The following is a 15,575-nucleotide window of genomic DNA, read 5'->3' on the forward strand; positions in this document are numbered from 1 at the left end:
ATGTCTGCCTCCGATTACTTGATGTACCGTGATCGCGGCTCTTGGTTGGAAACGCTGGATCCCCGAGCTAAAATGACGGCCGCACTTCTATTGGCGGCGTCGCTGCTGCTCAGCTTACATCCGGCGGTCAAGGGTGCGGTGGTTCTCTTGCTTGCATGCGCCTGGGCAGTGGCTCGACTTCCTTGGCGGATGCTTGCGATCACGTTGCTATCCATGTCGCTGCTCTTCGCGTCCACGATGGCCTACCATCTGTTGCTGAGCAGCAACGGCGCCATGAGCGGATTAACGATGTGCCTTCAAATCGCCGGACTCGTCCTCTCGCTTGCATTGCTGGTGCGGACGACGTCGCCGCTTGCGCTTGCCGAAGGCATGGAGCGTATTCTTGCGCCGCTCGCCCGCAGGCGTGTACCGGTTCATGAGGCCGCGATGATGTTCACCATCGCCCTGCAGTTCATTCCGATCCTCTTGCGCGAGTTCGAGTTCATTCGCAAAGCGCAGATCGCTCGAGGCGGAGGCTTTCACCGAGGAGGTGTCGGCAAACGCTTAGGCGGCGTCTTCCCGATTCTCATGCCGATGATCGTGCGTTCGATCGTACGGGCGGAAGAACTCGCTACGGCTATGATTTCTCGTTGTTATGACGGCGGCGAAGGACGGACTTCGTTACGGGTTTATCGATGGGCCCGTCGCGACACCGGGGTGACGCTGGCAGCCGTTCTTTTACTGGCGATTGCGGCCGTTAACCGGATATTCGGTTAAACCCCTTACACGGAATGTTTGCGCAAAAAGAGAACCCGAGGCCCCCGCCTCGGTTTCGTTGTATTGAGATAGGTTACCGTAGGTCAATATTGCTCCTGAATCACCTGCTCTATCCCGAGCAGAATCAGCTTCAGGCCGAACTCGAACGCGCGATCGGTCCCCATCAGCTCGAACAGCCCATTCGTGAACATTCTCCGGAACAATCCCGCATCCTGCTCGCTCATGGAATCCAGAAGGCGAATCATCTCGTGACTCGGCAGTTCTGCATGGTCCTTAAGCATGGCGGAGACATTGCGCTCATGCTGATAATCGTCAAGAACGAAAAAGAAGACATAGTTCACAAGCGTCGTCACGACCTGCATTTTCTGCTCTTGCTCTAGCGGCGTCGATTCCACGCAGAGCAGCATGCGGTTCGTGAACCGGATAATGTCCGGTTCGTGGGGCAGCGTCATCATCATGAGCTGTGTGGAGCAGGGATACCGGCTGAGCACGCTCCGTACCGTTACGGCAAGCCCCGTCAGTTGCTCCTTCCAATCCCCCTCGGAATGAAACTCCTCCAGAATCATTTTGGATACCTGGTTGGCCAGGCGCTGGTAGAGTTCTTGCTTGCTCTTGAAGTACCAGTACAGAGAGGGAGCCTGAATCCCAAGCCGATCAGCCAACCGTCTCAAGCTGAATTTCTCAATGCCCTCTTCCCTCAGAAGTTCCCACGAGGCTTCAAGAATCCTGTCCTCCGAAATCTGCGGTTGCTGCTTTTTCATCGGTATCCGCCCTTTTATCTAACGGTGTAAGTTTGTTCTTTACAGGTTCATAAGTCCATGATATCATCTAACACTGTAAGGTTCAATCTAACATCGTTAGACAAACGGAACGAGAAAGCAGGGATCCGCATGGATGCAGAAAACCTTCATTATTTTGAAAAAGTCCCCATCGCCAAGGCCGTAGCTCACTTCGCCGTACCGATGATGCTAGGCACGTCCATGAGTGTCATCTACTCCATTTTGAATGCTTATTTCCTAGGTACGCTGGGCAATACGGCCATGTTAACCGCACTCGCACTAACATTGCCGTTATTCGCGGCCATCATGGCGCTGGGCAACTTGATTGGCATCGGCAGCGGTGCGTTCATCTCCCGTTTGCTGGGAGAGAAAAAATATGAAGACGTTAAGCATGTGTCTTCATTCGCCTTTTACAGCAGTTTGGTTCTCGGTGTAATCGTGATGGCCGTCGGCCTCCCGTTGATCGATTCAATCGTCCATGGCCTGGGGGCGACGCCGGACTCCTTCGGATTTACGAAAGACTATGTCACGATTATGCTTATCGGTTCCCCATTCGTCGTATTATTCTTCACGCTGGAGAATATCGTGCGCTCGGAGGGCGCAGCAGTCACGTCGATGAGCGGCATGATTCTAAGCGTAGTCGTGAATATTATTCTTGATGCGCTGGTTATCTTCGTCTTCCGTTGGGGCGTGATCGGCGTTGCGTCCGCTACGGTCATTTCTAACTTGGTTGCGAGTCTATTCTACGTCTTCCATATGAGATACAAGAGCCCATTTTTAACCGTCTCCGTCAAATGGTTCAAGGCGACCAAGGACATTCTGAGCCATGTATTCAAAATCGGAGTTCCCGTCTTTGTTATGAGTATCTTCTTGGGTGCCATGTCGCTCATCTTTAACCATTATCTTGTCGAGTATGGGAATCAGGCCGTAGCGGCTTACGGAATATCATCGCGTTTATTGCAATTTCCCGAGTTTATTCTGATGGGCTTATGCGAGGGAGTCGTGCCGCTCATTGCCTTCACTTTTACGGCGAATAAATTACGAATGAAGCATACCATCGGATTCACGATCAAAGCGATTGTGGCGTTAGCCGTTGTATTCGGCGTCATCGTCTATCTGATTTCCGACCACTTGATCGGTTTATTTACGAACGACCCGCAATTAATTGAAATGGGCAGCTACATTCTGCATGTGACGTTCTTATCCTTGTTCATTACAGGGATGACCGCGTTGTTTACGGGCATCTTCCAAGCAACAGCGCAAGGAACCGCCGCATTTATTATGTCGGTCATTCAAGGAATTACTCTGATTCCGGTGTTGTATATCGCCAACCGAATGAACGGCTTCCACGGGGTGATCTGGTCGCTCGTCATCGCGGATGCCGCCGCGTTCCTGGTCGGAGCCGTCATGCTCTATGTTCTGCGAAACAAATTGCAGCCGGATTTGGAACAATTCGAACAGTAAAAAACATATATAAATACGAAACCGCCCAATTTCGGACGTGGCCATGCTGCTCCCGGGTTTGGAGAGGGAGTATGTCCAAGCATTGCTGCATCAAGAGAATACCTTATGATATCCCCTTATGAATGAGGAGTTGATATCATGAGCCGGTTTCCGGATGTGGTCATTATCGTCAGAAGCAAAAAAAACTTTGCCAACATCGGCAAAGTACGAATTATAGGAAGCGCATTCCCTTGCCGCAGATTTTTAAGAGCAGGTCTCCCCGTAAAGGATGCTGTACTCTGTCTGCTGCAACACGGGTTCGTCATTACGGAACAGAAAAATATCGGCGTATTTTTCCGTATTCGATGAGCAGAGAAGAGGTTTTAGAGCCATCCTTACGGGATGGCTCTTTCTTTGTCGCTCTATTTTCAACTATCGTTATCCGCTAGGTGTCGAGCTGCACGGCGGACCATCATGTCCCGCCGTACGAAGCCGTACTTCTCATAGAGTCCATGCGCGTCCCGCGTGCCGAGATAAATATTCGTGTGGCGAATGCGAGGATGGTCGACCACAACGGCCACCATCCATTTGCCGAGTCCTTTACCCCGATACCCCGGGTCGACGATTACGTCGCACAGCCAGGAAAAAGTTGCTCCATCCGTTACCGCTCGCATAAAACCTACTTGAAGCCCGTCCGCATCGTAAACTCCGAAACAAAGCGATTCCTTCCAGCTTTTAATGATGGTTTCTTCAGAGCGTTCCGCCGCCCAATAACTGCTTTTCAATAAGGCAAGGATGACATCCGGTTGCAGCTCTTCCACGCTGTCACTGATTCTGTAAGGCAGGCACTCATGATTCCACTCCATCTGTATACCTCCCATCATTCTCGATACGTGATGAATTTAGTATAATGGTGACAGTTGGATGAGGAAAATGAATAGTTTGGCCTCCTATACCCGTACAGATTGGCGTGAAAATTCATGAAATATGAGCATGTGAAGGACGATCTGAAACAACGGATTAACAGCGGGGCGATCAAGCCCGGCGGTAAATTGCCGTCTATCCGAGAGCTTAGTGTTCAATGGGAGTGCAGCAAAAACACCGTCATCCGGGCCATCGATGAATTGGAGAAGGAACACCTGATTTACTCGGTACCCAAAAGCGGTCACTATGTGATCGTTCGTTCCTCCAAGTCTGAGGATCGGCCGGAAGGACGGATTGATTTTGCCATGGCAGCTCCGGACCCCGGTGTTATTCCCTATGAAGAAATTCAGCACGGATTGAACCGGGCTGTGCAGCTATACGGAGATCGACTTTTTACATACGGCGATCCGCTCGGATCTCCATCCCTGCGAGAGGCGATATCCCGGCACCTGGCAGACTCTCAAATTTTCGCCGGCTCCGAACGGATAGGCGTCGTCTCCGGCGCCCAACAAGCTCTTCACTTGCTTGCCTCCATGCCGTTTCCGAACGGGAAATCGGCGATCTTGGTCGAACAGCCCTGCTATGCCGGCATGTTGAAATTATTGAATCTCCTCGGGGTAACGGCAATCGGGGTAACCCGGACGGAATCCGGCCTCGACCTTGACGAACTGGAACGGCATTTTCGGAACAATGCCATCAAGTTTTTCTATACGGTCCCCAGGTTCCACAACCCGCTCGGAACCAGCTTGTCGCGTCGGGAGAAAGAAGCCATCGCTTCTATGGCGGAGAAGTATGATGTGTATATCGTGGAGGACGACTATCTCGCGGACTTGGAAACGGACGGCAAATCCGATCCCATCTGCAGCTATGATCATTCGGGCCGCGTCATCTACATCCGAAGCTTCTCCAAAATCATGCTGCCCGGCCTGCGACTCGGCGCCGCCGTACTTCCACAGGCACTCATTCCTTTGTTTCGAATGTACAAATCTTCGAGCGATTTGAGCACATCCGCCCTTTCGCAAGCCGCTCTGGAGATTCATCTGGGCAGCGGATTGTTTCAGCGCCACGCCGACATGATGAGGAAACGCTACGGCATTCGGATGAAGGCTCTTCAAGAGGCATGCGGCCGGCATTTGAACGAAGGTTTCCGTCTAATCCAACCGGCCGGCGGTATATTTGCCCAACTCGAGCTGCCCGGTCCATTGGCGGCAGAGGAGCTGGCCGCGGCCCTTCGCCAGAAAGACGTGCATGTTTTCCCAACGGTGCATTGCTTCCTGCCGAGCGTGGAAAGCGCGAATGGCTTGCGCCTCGGCGTTATTCGGACGAATGAAGAAGAGATCGAGGAAGGCGTCCGAATGATCCGCCAGACGGCCGACGAGCTCATGAGCCCAAGAAGAACAAACAAACTTAGCCGAGCAGCCGTTACTTGGATTTAGAAAAAAAGCCCGTGCTCTTCCGCACGGGCTCAGCGGTCACCTTCGTTAGGAGATGGACGCCTCGTATATGGAACGAATGGAGCGAGTCAGCGTCTCGTTGAACTGCTCATCCGACTGTTGATCTGACAATCCTTCCGCCAAAGCGCGGGAAAAACTCGCGATTAAGCCGTGATTCCGGGCCAGCCGTTCGTTGGCTTCCTCCCGGTCGTAACCGCCGGACAACGCGACGACCCGAGCGACGTGCGGCTCATCCATTAAATCACGGTAGAAATCGTCCTCTGTCGGAATCGAGAGCTTCAACATGACCGTCACGTCGGGGGCAAGAGAAGATAACCGTTTGAAAATTTCGTCCTTCAAGATCCGTTCCGATTCAAGCTTATCGGTGCTATTAATGTCGACTTCCGGCTCGATGATGGGGACAAGCCCTGCGGCCCAAATTTGCTTGCCGAGCTCGAACTGCTGCTCCACCACCTGGCGTATCCCTTGCGGATTCGCTTCATGAATGACCGAACGCATCTTCGTTCCGAAGACGTTGCGCTCTACCGCTCTCCGCAGCAAGCTATCCAGATCGGGAATCGCCTTCATCATTTGCACGCCGTCGTCCGATTCAGCCAGTCCTTTGTCGATCTTCAAAAAGGGAACGACCCCTTTCTTCTCCCAAAGATAATCGGCCGTAAACAACCCATCGATTTTCCGGTCCATCGTGTTCTCGAACAGGATGGCTCCAAGGATGTAGTCCGCGTCAAACGATGGGCTCTTGATGATGCGGGTCCTCATTTCATGCACAAGCGCAAACATTTCCTCGTCACCGGAATAACGGCTCGGCTCTATGCCGTACTGCTGCAGTGCCTTTGGCGTGCTCCCCCCGCTTTGATCCAGCGCGGCGATAAATCCTTGACCGGTGCGAATCCGTTCCAGCTGCAGTTTGTTCATGTGTGAATTCCTCCCCAAAATAAATAAACCTCATGTCATCTGGAGTTCTCATATTCCTGATGAACGGTTTTGAAGAAAACAATGCAACTTACCCGAGTGACGATAAAAGTGATGAATAACGATCCCCAAGTCCAAAACCAATTCCATCTGTCATAGCGAATTAAATTCGTATGACGCAGGATGAGCAGCTCGATAATCGTTAAACCGGTGCAGAAGATTATATAGTAGCTTATCTGCCATAGCCGGTTGCGATGCACGGGATAATAAACATTAAATACGGCGCACATCATGGGGTAGGCGAGAAACTCATAGATAAAGCTGGTTCGATTGACCTGGGCGAATTCCCGAACCGGGTAGGATAACGCACCGGACTCGACGGTCACGTGGCCAAGAATCGTAGTTATCAACTGTTTCACTGAAAATGCAACCAAAGCTAACCGGTATTTTTCTCTCGGGATGACCAAAACCAACAGCAAAGAAACGATCGTCACGCCAATCAGAATACCGCGCTCGATAGTCATACGGCCCCCCGATTCCTTCGCAATAAGGACGAATTGCTGAAAAACCACCGGACAACCGCATTCGTGACAACCAGCTCGGCGCCAAAGACGAGTTCCGCTACCAACCAGTAGTAGCTCTTGTGGTCTTGTAATTGGCTGAAGTGGGATATGGCGATATCCGTCCAAGTCATTACATTGACCCAGAATGCCAAATATAAAGCCCGAATAGGCCAAGACTTTCTGGGCTCGTAAATCACGTAAGCCGCGCAGCATAAAGGCTCATATAAAATCATCAACGAAATACTCATATCCGAAGCCTTGGGAAACTCCCGGATTGGGAAAGACAAAACATGATATTGCAAGAGCAGAATCTCCGCCAGCCAATCCAACCCCTGCGCCGTTATGAAGGCGATGACAAATGAATGCCGCCTGCCGTAAGGTACGCCGAACAAGATCGCGAGCAAGCTGAAGACCCAAATCACTAAAAGCAGATTTTGTTCCAAATTCATCTTTTCCGTATAGCTTCCTTCCTATAGAAAGAAGAGTGATGCGGAAAGTTTACCCTAAACCGAGTTGGTAAATTCAGAGGGTTCGGTAGCTCGAAATTGGCAAAGTGAAAATGTATCTATCAGCACTTAAACGAACTGGAAGAACACAATCTCATTCAAAAAACCGCCAACTATGTCAAATTAAAAGAGACTGCCGAATTAGGCAGCCTCTTTTTTATACTTGCGTATAGCCGATTCTTCGGAAAAACTCCGCCGGCATTATATACTCGATACCTTTATACTTACGGCCAGGAGGAAAATCAGTATGATTGCAGGAAACGACGTAATCCGCACCGACCAGCTTCGCCGCTGCCCATATCGGGATATCGTCCGGGTCCACATTATGCAGCCATGAAGACGGATACGGGGGCTTCGGATCCGCGATTTCAAAGAGCGTGGAAATAATCAGCATCATTTGCTTGCTTTGCTGAGACAGCTGCCTTTTAAAAGCGGCATCCAGCAGCCCACCCTTACCCATGTGGATTTCCGTTTGTCTGATGGTCAGCACACGGTACAGCTCCCCGATAATCGCCGGGGACCAATAGGGCACATAAAGGTTTTCATCTGCTGCGTCCACGAGTGCTTTTCGATCCGTGATGATGGAACTCGTATCGATTACGGCTATTGGCAACGACATTTAGATTATTTCTCCCAGGGCAGCTTGTTATCCGTACTGTAGTTTCGCATCGAAAGAGAATCCAGCTCATCTCCCGACAATTCCGTGCCAAAAGCTTCATCCAGCTCATCCAAAGCCTTAAGAAGCTGTTGTTTACGGATCAGCTCTTTATCTCCCGCGTCAAGCAGGTCCTTGATGGATTCGTAACTGATCATTACGCGGTTTCCTGGTTTGATCGCTTGCAACTTGCCTTCCGCAACCCAACGCTTAATTGTGTTCACAGAAGAAACGCCCAGTAGCTTTGCCGCTTGACCGGTCGTCACCCATTTTGCATCAGAAGCATTACGCATGCTGATTAAAGTCATGTCCCCATCACCTGCCTCATTGTTTGTCTCTCTACGATACACTTCGTCAACAAAAGTGTCAATATCGTCATTTCTGTCCATTTCATCACCCCACTAACAGTATTATTGGGCGAATGCCAAAACATACCCGTAAAGCCCCACAAAAAAACCTCCTGATTCTTCGCTCGAGAGGAGAAAAAGGAGGTTATGAAAGGAAGGTCCTACCACTTCGAAATACCACTTTTCCAACTTTTATTTAATCATTAAAGCTACACTCAAATACGGTATAAACGGGGCAATTTTGCAGCTTTCACGCAAAACAGGGGTCATTGCCTTACTTAACCGGCCATGCCTTTAAGTCGGTCCCCCATCACCTGGATCATGCTTCGCAGCACCTCAATATTCTGGAAGCAAAGCGAGAACACTTGATCTTTATGCAATTGCAGCAACACGGTCGGAGCCGTCGCCGTACAATCGGCGGAGCGTGGACCGCTGTCGATGATCGCCATCTCACCGAAGCAGTCTCCCTCCGCAAGATTGGCAAGCGTCATGCCGTCCCGATGGATGCGAACCGTCCCTTCGATAATGCCGAACAGTGCATCTCCGTAATCTCCGACCTGGCAAATCGTTTCCCCTGCGTCATACTCCACTTCATCCACCATTTGCGCCAGTAAGAGAAGATCGGCTTCGGCCAGATGCGAGAATAGTTCGATCTTCTGCAGGACGAGCACGCGGCGGAGAAGAGAATCCGGACGGTCGATCCCGTCGGCCTGGGAAGCAGCTGCAACCTCCATGGCGGCCGCTCCAAGCTCCTTGTTCGCATTCACCTGATCTTCATCGCTATTTGTTGCCTCTGCCGCCCTTTGCCGCGACAAGACCGAGCGGAGCCGGCGCGATAACAGCTTCATCATTTCGATGGCGATGGACGAGCGATCGAACATGACCTCGTAAAAATCGTCAGAATCGAGCCTCCATAACTGACAATCCTCCTCCGCGAGCGCATCCGCCTCTCGCCCTCTGCGCACCAGAACGCCCGCCTGCCCGAACGATTCTCCCTCTTTCCGTTCCGCCAATTTGACCCCGTCCTGGTAAATCCCGACCGTGCCGCTCCGAACCAGGTAAAGCGAATTCTCCGCATCATTTGCTTTGAATATATACGCTCCGCGAGTGGCGCTTGCAGGCGTCAGCTTGTCGGCCAAATCGGAAAGCTCCCTGCTTGTCAGCCCTTGAAACAACGCATAGTTCCGCAGCGTCCGGATACGCTCCATATGCTCTTTCAGTTCGGCGGATTCGTCCGGATTGACCGCATATCGAATGACTTGGCGCAGCCACGAGTCGTTTTGCTCATTCAGCCAGATGAGCTGCCTTTCCAATTGGCGCTCCGTTCGGTGAGTATGCGCGGCGTCCCGTTTCACCTCCATGATCTTCGCCATTTCGATCCGCAGGGGGCCCTGCAGCAGCTGGTCCATGGCTTCCATCGCATTGGCTTGCTGACGCGCGTCGCCTTCCTTCCAGTTCGCATACACGGAACGGATGGCGTAAGCGTCGTGTACAAAGGCAAGCAGTTGGAAAATGCGCCATACGACCACAGAACGATGCTGTTCGGCGACTTCGGCCACATCGCCATAATTCGTTGTAAGCCCGGTAAGACGTTCCGAGAACTCCCAGTAGTATTCGATTTCCTGCATGATCAAGGTTCGAATGGTCCCTGTCTGCTTTTCCGTTAAGCGGACGTTTCGGAGCATCCGGTTCAGCGCTTCGAGCAGCCGGAATCTCATTTCAAACCCGGATGAAGGGTAAAACGTGAGAAGCCGTTCAAATGCCGGAAGCGTCGAGATCCGCTCGAACACCTTAGGCAGATGGACGGGCGCCGGTTCGCAGCCGAAGTACGAATCGAGCATAGGAAGGAGCAGCTTTTCATCATAAGCCGCAAGGGCTTCGATCGCATCCTTTCGCGTCACCGCGTGCCCTAGCATCGGTACGAGATAGACGATCAACTCCGGCACCTGGAGCATGCCTGCGGAGCGCAGCGCCTGTCTTCGTACGTTAGGAGACGGGTCCTGCAGCAGCGGGATCAACGGCTTATAAAATCCCTGCATGCCGATCCTTCCGAATAGCGCCGCGACAACCGTTCTTTCCTTGTCATCGTTGCTCTCCAGAAGCTGCTTTAAAGCGCCGATCGCCCGGAACATGCCTTCAATCCCATAATGCTTGACGAGCCCTGCGATCGCGCCTGATCTGACCTCCATATCCGTCTCTTCCAAATAGCCGGTAATTCTCTCAAGTTCCTCTTCTTTGGCGTAGGCGGCTAAAGTCAGGATGGCTTGGGACTTCACCCGGCTGTCCGATGCGGTAAGCAGAGCGATTAATTCCTTCTCCAGGCCTTCCGGCTTGCGGCTTTCGATATAAGTCAGCGCCTCCATGACGACCTCGCGCGAAGCATGCCCAAGGAGTGCCGGCAAATGCGGGGGGAGATCGAAGCCATCCAATCCGCGCAGAGCCCGAAATCCGTACAACGCTTGCGTTTTGTCGGGACTTTGGAGCGCCCCGGTCAACATCTGAATACTGGCGGGGTCCATCAAATCAAGTTCGGCTTCCTCTAACTTGACGCTATTCGTCTGCAACGTAGATAGAAGTGTTTTCAAATAGGCGCCCTTCACTTTGATCGCCGCTGCAATGCAAATCGCGAGCAGGCCGATAATGATCCAGCTGAACTCCCGCGCCGGCAGAATAGGAGACAGGACCATCAGGCAGATTGCGGCCAAACCTTTGGCCCCGTTTCGAACGATACCGTCCAAAAAGCTCTTCGCCTTGTTTCTCCACTCGGGAGGAATCGGGAACATGATCAACTGGTTGACCGATGAATTGATCGTATCCCCGATGACTTTATCGCTGCCCTTGACGAGGACCGACATCGCCAATACCGGAACCAGCAGCACGCCTATGCTTCCCGTAAGCAGGACAACGGGAAAAATAAGAATCGCCATCATCACGCCGAACCGGGTCAGCAGCTTCCCCGCGACGAAAACCTGTACCGCAAGGGCGAGCAGTCCGGCCACGCCGTAGAAGCTGCCCATGAATCCGGCCAACGCTTCGCCCGTCAATTCGCCTTTCAAAATCACCTTGAATTGATAGTCGACGAACGTCAACGACAGAATCAGCGCAGCCGACATGATCGCCACATACTTCAAGTGCGGAACGGATTCGAACAAGCCTTGCTTGTCCTTTGCCTTCCGCTTCTTTGCCTTTGCATTCGCACTCGCTTGCGAACCCTTGGATGTCTCGCTGAAGACGACCGCCGGATTGCCGCTAAGCCGGACCAGGACAAATACCGCCGCCAAAGCAAGCAATTGCAGCGCCGAATAGAACCAAATCAGATTCGCCGTCCCGACCAAGGGCACGACGAGCTTGAGTCCGAATCCGCTGATGATGCCGCCCGTAATGCCGCCGCTGCCGACAAGGCCGATCGTTCGTTTGACCTTACGCTGGTCGAGCATGAAAGCGGCAAATTGCCAAAAGCATACGACCATCAAGAAATTAAACACGTCGAACGCGACATAGATGACGGGAAGCACCCAAGTCTGTTCCATGCCCACGCCGACTCTCGACATCATCCCAAGCAAGGCAATGGAGGGAATGAGACCGTAAAGCAGCCGGTCGATGCGGATTCGGTTGCCGAACCGCTGAAATAAAATGCCCGCCAAGATCAGCGCTGCGGACTGAGGCAAGTACATCTTGGACAACCATGACGAGTCAAAATGGGACAGGAATAGCGCATCTGCTGCGGTACGGCCTAAGGTGGAGGCCGCCGATACAAACAAAAGATAAAGAAAGAGCACGAATACTTTCACGTACTCTTCTTTATCTTCGGATGAACGAAAAAAAGCCGTCTCCCGTGCCTTGCCTGAAAAGATCTTCACTGTTCAACAACCCCGTTTTCACAAGCATTTTCAGGCAAGTAAAGCTGGAATCTCATACCATTCATTAAACTACATCCGTCATAAAAGGAGAAGCGAAAACTCTATAACCGACCATAAAATAATCATGGTACGCCGCGGGAATATCTAGACCCATGAGAATAATTTTAAGCCATCCCTGAAGGGATGGCTTATTCGTTCCAGAGGACCTCTGTTCGGTTCTTATTGCCGCGGAGCCATGTTGTTGTAGATTCTCGTCGCGTTAACCTTGCCCGTGCTGACGTCGTCGGTCGTGAAGCCGGACACGATGTTTCCAACCTTGAATTCCTTCTGCAGCAGTTCTTCAGAGGGCTCGCCGGCCGTCGGGCCGTCGATGCCCATCTTCGTCTCCGGCGTCACGGTGACCCACAGGTCGCCGACCTTGAAGCTCTTGCCGTCCGCGCTCACTTCGGAGATGACGCCATCGATGTTGACGGCAGCCTTGCCCATGATCGGAGGCTTCGCTGTCGCGGTAGCCGTAGGCTGAGACGAAGGGGGCGACGCCGGGAAATCCCGATTGAGAGCGATAAGGCCCACTGCGAGCACGGCGCACGCCGCGATGCCGACCGTCCACCTCGTTGCTTTTCTCTTCTTCGCCGATTCCATGTTTATCGTCTCCTTATGATTCATCAATTTTGTATAGGTTGCTTCTTGGAAATCCTCGCTGGTCTTCAAATGGGACATTGCGGACTTATAAACAGACTTCTTCATCCTCCATGCCTCCAATCTTCTCCTTGAGAAGCGCGCGCCCTCTCGCCAGCCATGTCCCCACCGTAGCCGGTTTCGCCTCAAGGATCGTCGCGATCTCTTGAATGGAATAGCCTTCGTAATAGTGCAGATGGATCGGAATCCGATATTTCTTGTCCAGGGCCAGCACAGCCTGCAGAACGTCGCTCTCTTCCTTGGGGAGGTAGCTCAGGTCTTCGGGAACCGGGTTGCGGTTGCGGCTGCGGAACCACCCGGCCTTCAGCATGTTTTTGCTTTTATTCATGGTCGTCCGGATCAGCCAAGCTTTCTCGTGTTCGCCGTTATCGAATACGGGGCGCTTCTGCAGATAGGCGAGAAAAACGTCCTGCGCCACTTCTTCTGCATCCGCCGTGTTCTTCAAATACGCGAAGGCTATCCTGATCAAGCTTTGCGAATAAAGTTCCAAGGCCCGTCGCACGGATTCATTGAGCTCAAATGAATCGTACACCTCAGCACCTCCTTTCACCTTCAATACAACCGGGAACTCGATTATTTTTCACGGGGAGCGGATATTTTTTAAATATCCTCTTCATGGCACTAGACGAGCCGAAGCGTGCAAAGGGATGCAGCCTTCGGGCAATAAAAAAATCCCGCCTCATATAGAGACGGGATCGCGCGCAGGTTCAGGTATTGGCGTTGATTAACGCAACTCAAAGTGGCTCATCAACGCGAGTGCCTCTTCGTGTTCAGGCTCAAGTTCTAATAATTTCTGTATGTACCTCAATGCATCTTCGACTAAGTCTAACTCGAAACAGCAGATGGCCAGACAATAATAGACGGTTGATACGACCTCATCTTGCTCTTCACGAACCGAAATCTCCAAATAATGTTTGGAGTGCTCGTACATGTCCATCTCAAACAGTACCAATCCGGCATCGAGCGCCAGATCATATCGTTGCTCCATGACATAGAAAGATGACCACATCAGTTCTATGCCTCTAAGCAAATCCTGCTTTTCTTCATCGTTCGATTCCGGCAACAGGTCGGAGATCCGCTTCGTGCTCTGTATGAAAAATTCCGCATCATAGTCGCCCAAACGCCAAAAACTTAATATTTGCTGCAACCCCATGGTATCTATATTGCGATCTACCCATCTTTTCAAACTAAAGAATTCGTCAGGACCAAAGCGTTCAATACAACGACGGTAAGCCAGTCTCAGGTTGGGATAATCCATTGGTTTATCCAGATGGAAAATACAGCCCACATTGATATCTTTATAATGATGCGGAGGGAATAACGCCGCCGCTCCTTTTTGCTCAAAGACAGACTTTATGGCATGGTAATTTGCTGTTAAAGAAAAACTTCCATGCAAGACCAACTGCGGGGGTTCTGCAAATTTCCAGCTATCCAGCAAGTGATCTCCTTTGTCTGCTGTGATCAAAAGGAATCCCGTCTGAGATAACAAATTCAAGCGCTCTAAACAAGCGATTCCGGCAGCAGGAAATAAAATATGCGAGTCTTCTAGGTGTTCCTGATACATGGAAATCACATTACGGTAAGGATAGGTTTCTTGTTCGTACTCAGGCGCCCGTCGATGCTCATAATGTAAAGTGAATTGATCTAACCATTCTGCCGGTTTCAGTGAATCATGATGTTCGGAATGTTCAATATAGACATCCGTTTCATAAACTTTCCCGTCGCCAATGTAAATCAAATCCTGCGGAATGCTATCGAAAAAGTAGTTGGCAACGATGATTAACGGTTGTTTTAAGTCCCCTTCACGAATCGTTGTGCCGGATACGACAAGGTTCAGCACGGAATCATGCACTGCATCGAATTGCGCAAAGTCCAGTAATCCCTCGGCAATAAACTTTTGAAACGCGGGATGTTCCTTCCAAGCCATCACATTGTTCATCGCCAAATCCGTCATGATATAGCGGAACGAAGGCAGCGATATCCCGGCATAGTCTCTCAACTGACACAGCTCGTTCAACACATGGTAAGCAAGACGTCCCGCTCCTGCCCCAAGCTCCACAATAAACACGGGCTCAGAACCAATTCCCTTGTTCACTCGATCCTGAAGAAACCCAAAGATCATTTCCGCATACGCGGCAGCGATCATGGGATTACTCGTGATGTATTGGGGAACCTGGTCATTCTTCCAGGCCTTCGTCCCCAGCTCTTCATAGTATTTTCGCTGAACTTTCCACAGTGGCGCTTCACTGAAACGATAACGTTGTTTAAGATTGTCTGTCATTTTATCTAAAAAATACTTTGTCTTCGTTATATTTGGCCTTGCCTTCATTAATGATATACGTTTCGTAAATTTCTCTGTGGACGGGATCTTCTACGATACAAACTTCGATTTTCGTCACTTCGTCTCTATGCTTTTTGATCGGGGATACGGAATCCTCAAAATGCTTTTTGATTCTCGGTCTTAGTTTTCTGGCTTTGCCGACGAACAACAATTCATCTTTCTCGTTGTAAAACATGAAAATCCCACCCAACTCTCTCGTAATCAGGTGAAATTCGGTAAAGCCGTAAATGTTGCTTTCCTGAGGATCAACCTTTTTGGTAATGGTGACATCAGGTGCAGGAACGGTGATTTGGATCACGAAGGCACACTTCCTTTGTCTGTATTCGTTGTATCTAT

16 protein-coding genes are annotated in these 15,575 nt (G+C 51.1%); 4 read left to right on the top strand and 12 right to left on the bottom strand.

Annotated elements, in window-relative coordinates:
- Nucleotides 1-756: an energy-coupling factor transporter transmembrane component T family protein gene (locus EAV92_RS18855; RefSeq protein ID WP_123042530.1), complete on the top strand. Its 756-nt coding sequence runs from the start codon at nucleotides 1-3 to the stop codon at nucleotides 754-756.
- Nucleotides 757-839: 83 nt separating this feature from the next.
- Here the strand turns inward: EAV92_RS18855 and EAV92_RS18860 are convergent, their stop codons facing one another.
- Entirely contained in the window at nucleotides 840-1,517 is a 678-nt protein-coding gene (locus EAV92_RS18860; RefSeq protein ID WP_123042531.1) for a TetR/AcrR family transcriptional regulator, read from the bottom strand.
- A 129-nt stretch (nucleotides 1,518-1,646) separates the two neighbouring features.
- Between EAV92_RS18860 and EAV92_RS18865 the strand changes: the two genes are divergently transcribed.
- Together EAV92_RS18865 and EAV92_RS18870 are read left to right on the top strand one after the other, a co-directional pair.
- Nucleotides 1,647-2,999 carry an MATE family efflux transporter gene (locus EAV92_RS18865; RefSeq protein ID WP_123042532.1) on the top strand — a complete coding sequence of 451 codons (1,353 nt, stop codon included), beginning with the start codon at nucleotides 1,647-1,649 and terminating at the stop codon, nucleotides 2,997-2,999.
- Between the two features lie 138 nt (nucleotides 3,000-3,137).
- Nucleotides 3,138-3,347, top strand: a complete 210-nt coding sequence (locus EAV92_RS18870; RefSeq protein WP_123042533.1) for a hypothetical protein — start codon at nucleotides 3,138-3,140, stop codon at nucleotides 3,345-3,347.
- A 59-nt stretch (nucleotides 3,348-3,406) separates the two neighbouring features.
- Here the strand turns inward: EAV92_RS18870 and EAV92_RS18875 are convergent, their stop codons facing one another.
- The gene (locus EAV92_RS18875) at nucleotides 3,407-3,844 is read right to left on the bottom strand and encodes a GNAT family N-acetyltransferase (RefSeq protein ID WP_123042534.1); all 438 of its coding nucleotides are present in this window, start codon (nucleotides 3,842-3,844) and stop codon (nucleotides 3,407-3,409) included.
- Nucleotides 3,845-3,958: 114 nt separating this feature from the next.
- Between EAV92_RS18875 and EAV92_RS18880 the strand changes: the two genes are divergently transcribed.
- On the top strand, nucleotides 3,959-5,338 hold the full coding sequence (locus tag EAV92_RS18880; RefSeq protein ID WP_123042535.1) for an aminotransferase-like domain-containing protein: 1,380 nt from the start codon (nucleotides 3,959-3,961) through the stop codon (nucleotides 5,336-5,338).
- 45 nt (nucleotides 5,339-5,383) lie between these two features.
- Here the strand turns inward: EAV92_RS18880 and EAV92_RS18885 are convergent, their stop codons facing one another.
- From EAV92_RS18885 to EAV92_RS18930, 10 genes are all read right to left on the bottom strand, one after another.
- On the bottom strand, nucleotides 5,384-6,271 hold the full coding sequence (locus EAV92_RS18885; protein ID WP_123042536.1) for a fructose bisphosphate aldolase: 888 nt from the start codon (nucleotides 6,269-6,271) through the stop codon (nucleotides 5,384-5,386).
- A 35-nt stretch (nucleotides 6,272-6,306) separates the two neighbouring features.
- Nucleotides 6,307-6,792 carry a CBO0543 family protein gene (locus tag EAV92_RS18890; protein ID WP_123042537.1) on the bottom strand — a complete coding sequence of 162 codons (486 nt, stop codon included), beginning with the start codon at nucleotides 6,790-6,792 and terminating at the stop codon, nucleotides 6,307-6,309.
- Complete coding sequence (locus EAV92_RS18895; RefSeq protein ID WP_123042538.1) at nucleotides 6,789-7,280, bottom strand: CBO0543 family protein; 492 nt, start codon at nucleotides 7,278-7,280, stop codon at nucleotides 6,789-6,791. The genes EAV92_RS18890 and EAV92_RS18895 overlap by 4 nt, the downstream gene beginning before the upstream one ends.
- Before the next feature lie 214 nt (nucleotides 7,281-7,494).
- Nucleotides 7,495-7,956: a PIN domain-containing protein gene (locus EAV92_RS18900; protein ID WP_123042539.1), complete on the bottom strand. Its 462-nt coding sequence runs from the start codon at nucleotides 7,954-7,956 to the stop codon at nucleotides 7,495-7,497.
- Nucleotides 7,957-7,961: 5 nt separating this feature from the next.
- Complete coding sequence (locus EAV92_RS18905) at nucleotides 7,962-8,381, bottom strand: helix-turn-helix domain-containing protein (protein ID WP_123042540.1); 420 nt, start codon at nucleotides 8,379-8,381, stop codon at nucleotides 7,962-7,964.
- A gap of 236 nt (nucleotides 8,382-8,617) precedes the next feature.
- On the bottom strand, nucleotides 8,618-12,199 hold the full coding sequence (locus EAV92_RS18910) for an Npt1/Npt2 family nucleotide transporter (protein ID WP_123042541.1): 3,582 nt from the start codon (nucleotides 12,197-12,199) through the stop codon (nucleotides 8,618-8,620).
- A 219-nt stretch (nucleotides 12,200-12,418) separates the two neighbouring features.
- Entirely contained in the window at nucleotides 12,419-12,841 is a 423-nt protein-coding gene (locus tag EAV92_RS18915; RefSeq protein WP_164472852.1) for a hypothetical protein, read from the bottom strand.
- A gap of 85 nt (nucleotides 12,842-12,926) precedes the next feature.
- Nucleotides 12,927-13,430, bottom strand: a complete 504-nt coding sequence (locus EAV92_RS18920) for an RNA polymerase sigma factor (RefSeq protein WP_123042543.1) — start codon at nucleotides 13,428-13,430, stop codon at nucleotides 12,927-12,929.
- A 192-nt stretch (nucleotides 13,431-13,622) separates the two neighbouring features.
- Entirely contained in the window at nucleotides 13,623-15,179 is a 1,557-nt protein-coding gene (locus EAV92_RS18925; RefSeq protein ID WP_123042544.1) for an SAM-dependent methyltransferase, read from the bottom strand.
- A 1-nt stretch (nucleotide 15,180) separates the two neighbouring features.
- Entirely contained in the window at nucleotides 15,181-15,537 is a 357-nt protein-coding gene (locus tag EAV92_RS18930) for a nucleotide excision repair endonuclease (RefSeq protein ID WP_123042545.1), read from the bottom strand.
- Between the last annotated feature and the right edge of the window lie 38 nt (nucleotides 15,538-15,575).

It is taken from the genome of Cohnella candidum (assembly GCF_003713065.1).
Taxonomy (GTDB): domain Bacteria; phylum Bacillota; class Bacilli; order Paenibacillales; family Paenibacillaceae; genus Cohnella; species Cohnella candidum.

Coding starts and splice junctions, on each gene's coding strand:
- EAV92_RS18885 (WP_123042536.1), bottom strand. CDS start 6,271: ATGAACAAACTGCAGCTGGAACGGATTCGCACCGGTCAAGGATTTATC.
- EAV92_RS18855 (WP_123042530.1), top strand. CDS start 1: ATGTCTGCCTCCGATTACTTGATGTACCGTGATCGCGGCTCTTGGTTG.
- EAV92_RS18925 (WP_123042544.1), bottom strand. CDS start 15,179: ATGACAGACAATCTTAAACAACGTTATCGTTTCAGTGAAGCGCCACTG.
- EAV92_RS18880 (WP_123042535.1), top strand. CDS start 3,959: ATGAAATATGAGCATGTGAAGGACGATCTGAAACAACGGATTAACAGC.
- EAV92_RS18860 (WP_123042531.1), bottom strand. CDS start 1,517: ATGAAAAAGCAGCAACCGCAGATTTCGGAGGACAGGATTCTTGAAGCC.
- EAV92_RS18870 (WP_123042533.1), top strand. CDS start 3,138: ATGAGCCGGTTTCCGGATGTGGTCATTATCGTCAGAAGCAAAAAAAAC.
- EAV92_RS18900 (WP_123042539.1), bottom strand. CDS start 7,956: ATGTCGTTGCCAATAGCCGTAATCGATACGAGTTCCATCATCACGGAT.
- EAV92_RS18895 (WP_123042538.1), bottom strand. CDS start 7,280: ATGAATTTGGAACAAAATCTGCTTTTAGTGATTTGGGTCTTCAGCTTG.
- EAV92_RS18890 (WP_123042537.1), bottom strand. CDS start 6,792: ATGACTATCGAGCGCGGTATTCTGATTGGCGTGACGATCGTTTCTTTG.
- EAV92_RS18905 (WP_123042540.1), bottom strand. CDS start 8,381: ATGGACAGAAATGACGATATTGACACTTTTGTTGACGAAGTGTATCGT.
- EAV92_RS18875 (WP_123042534.1), bottom strand. CDS start 3,844: ATGGAGTGGAATCATGAGTGCCTGCCTTACAGAATCAGTGACAGCGTG.
- EAV92_RS18915 (WP_164472852.1), bottom strand. CDS start 12,841: ATGGAATCGGCGAAGAAGAGAAAAGCAACGAGGTGGACGGTCGGCATC.
- EAV92_RS18865 (WP_123042532.1), top strand. CDS start 1,647: ATGGATGCAGAAAACCTTCATTATTTTGAAAAAGTCCCCATCGCCAAG.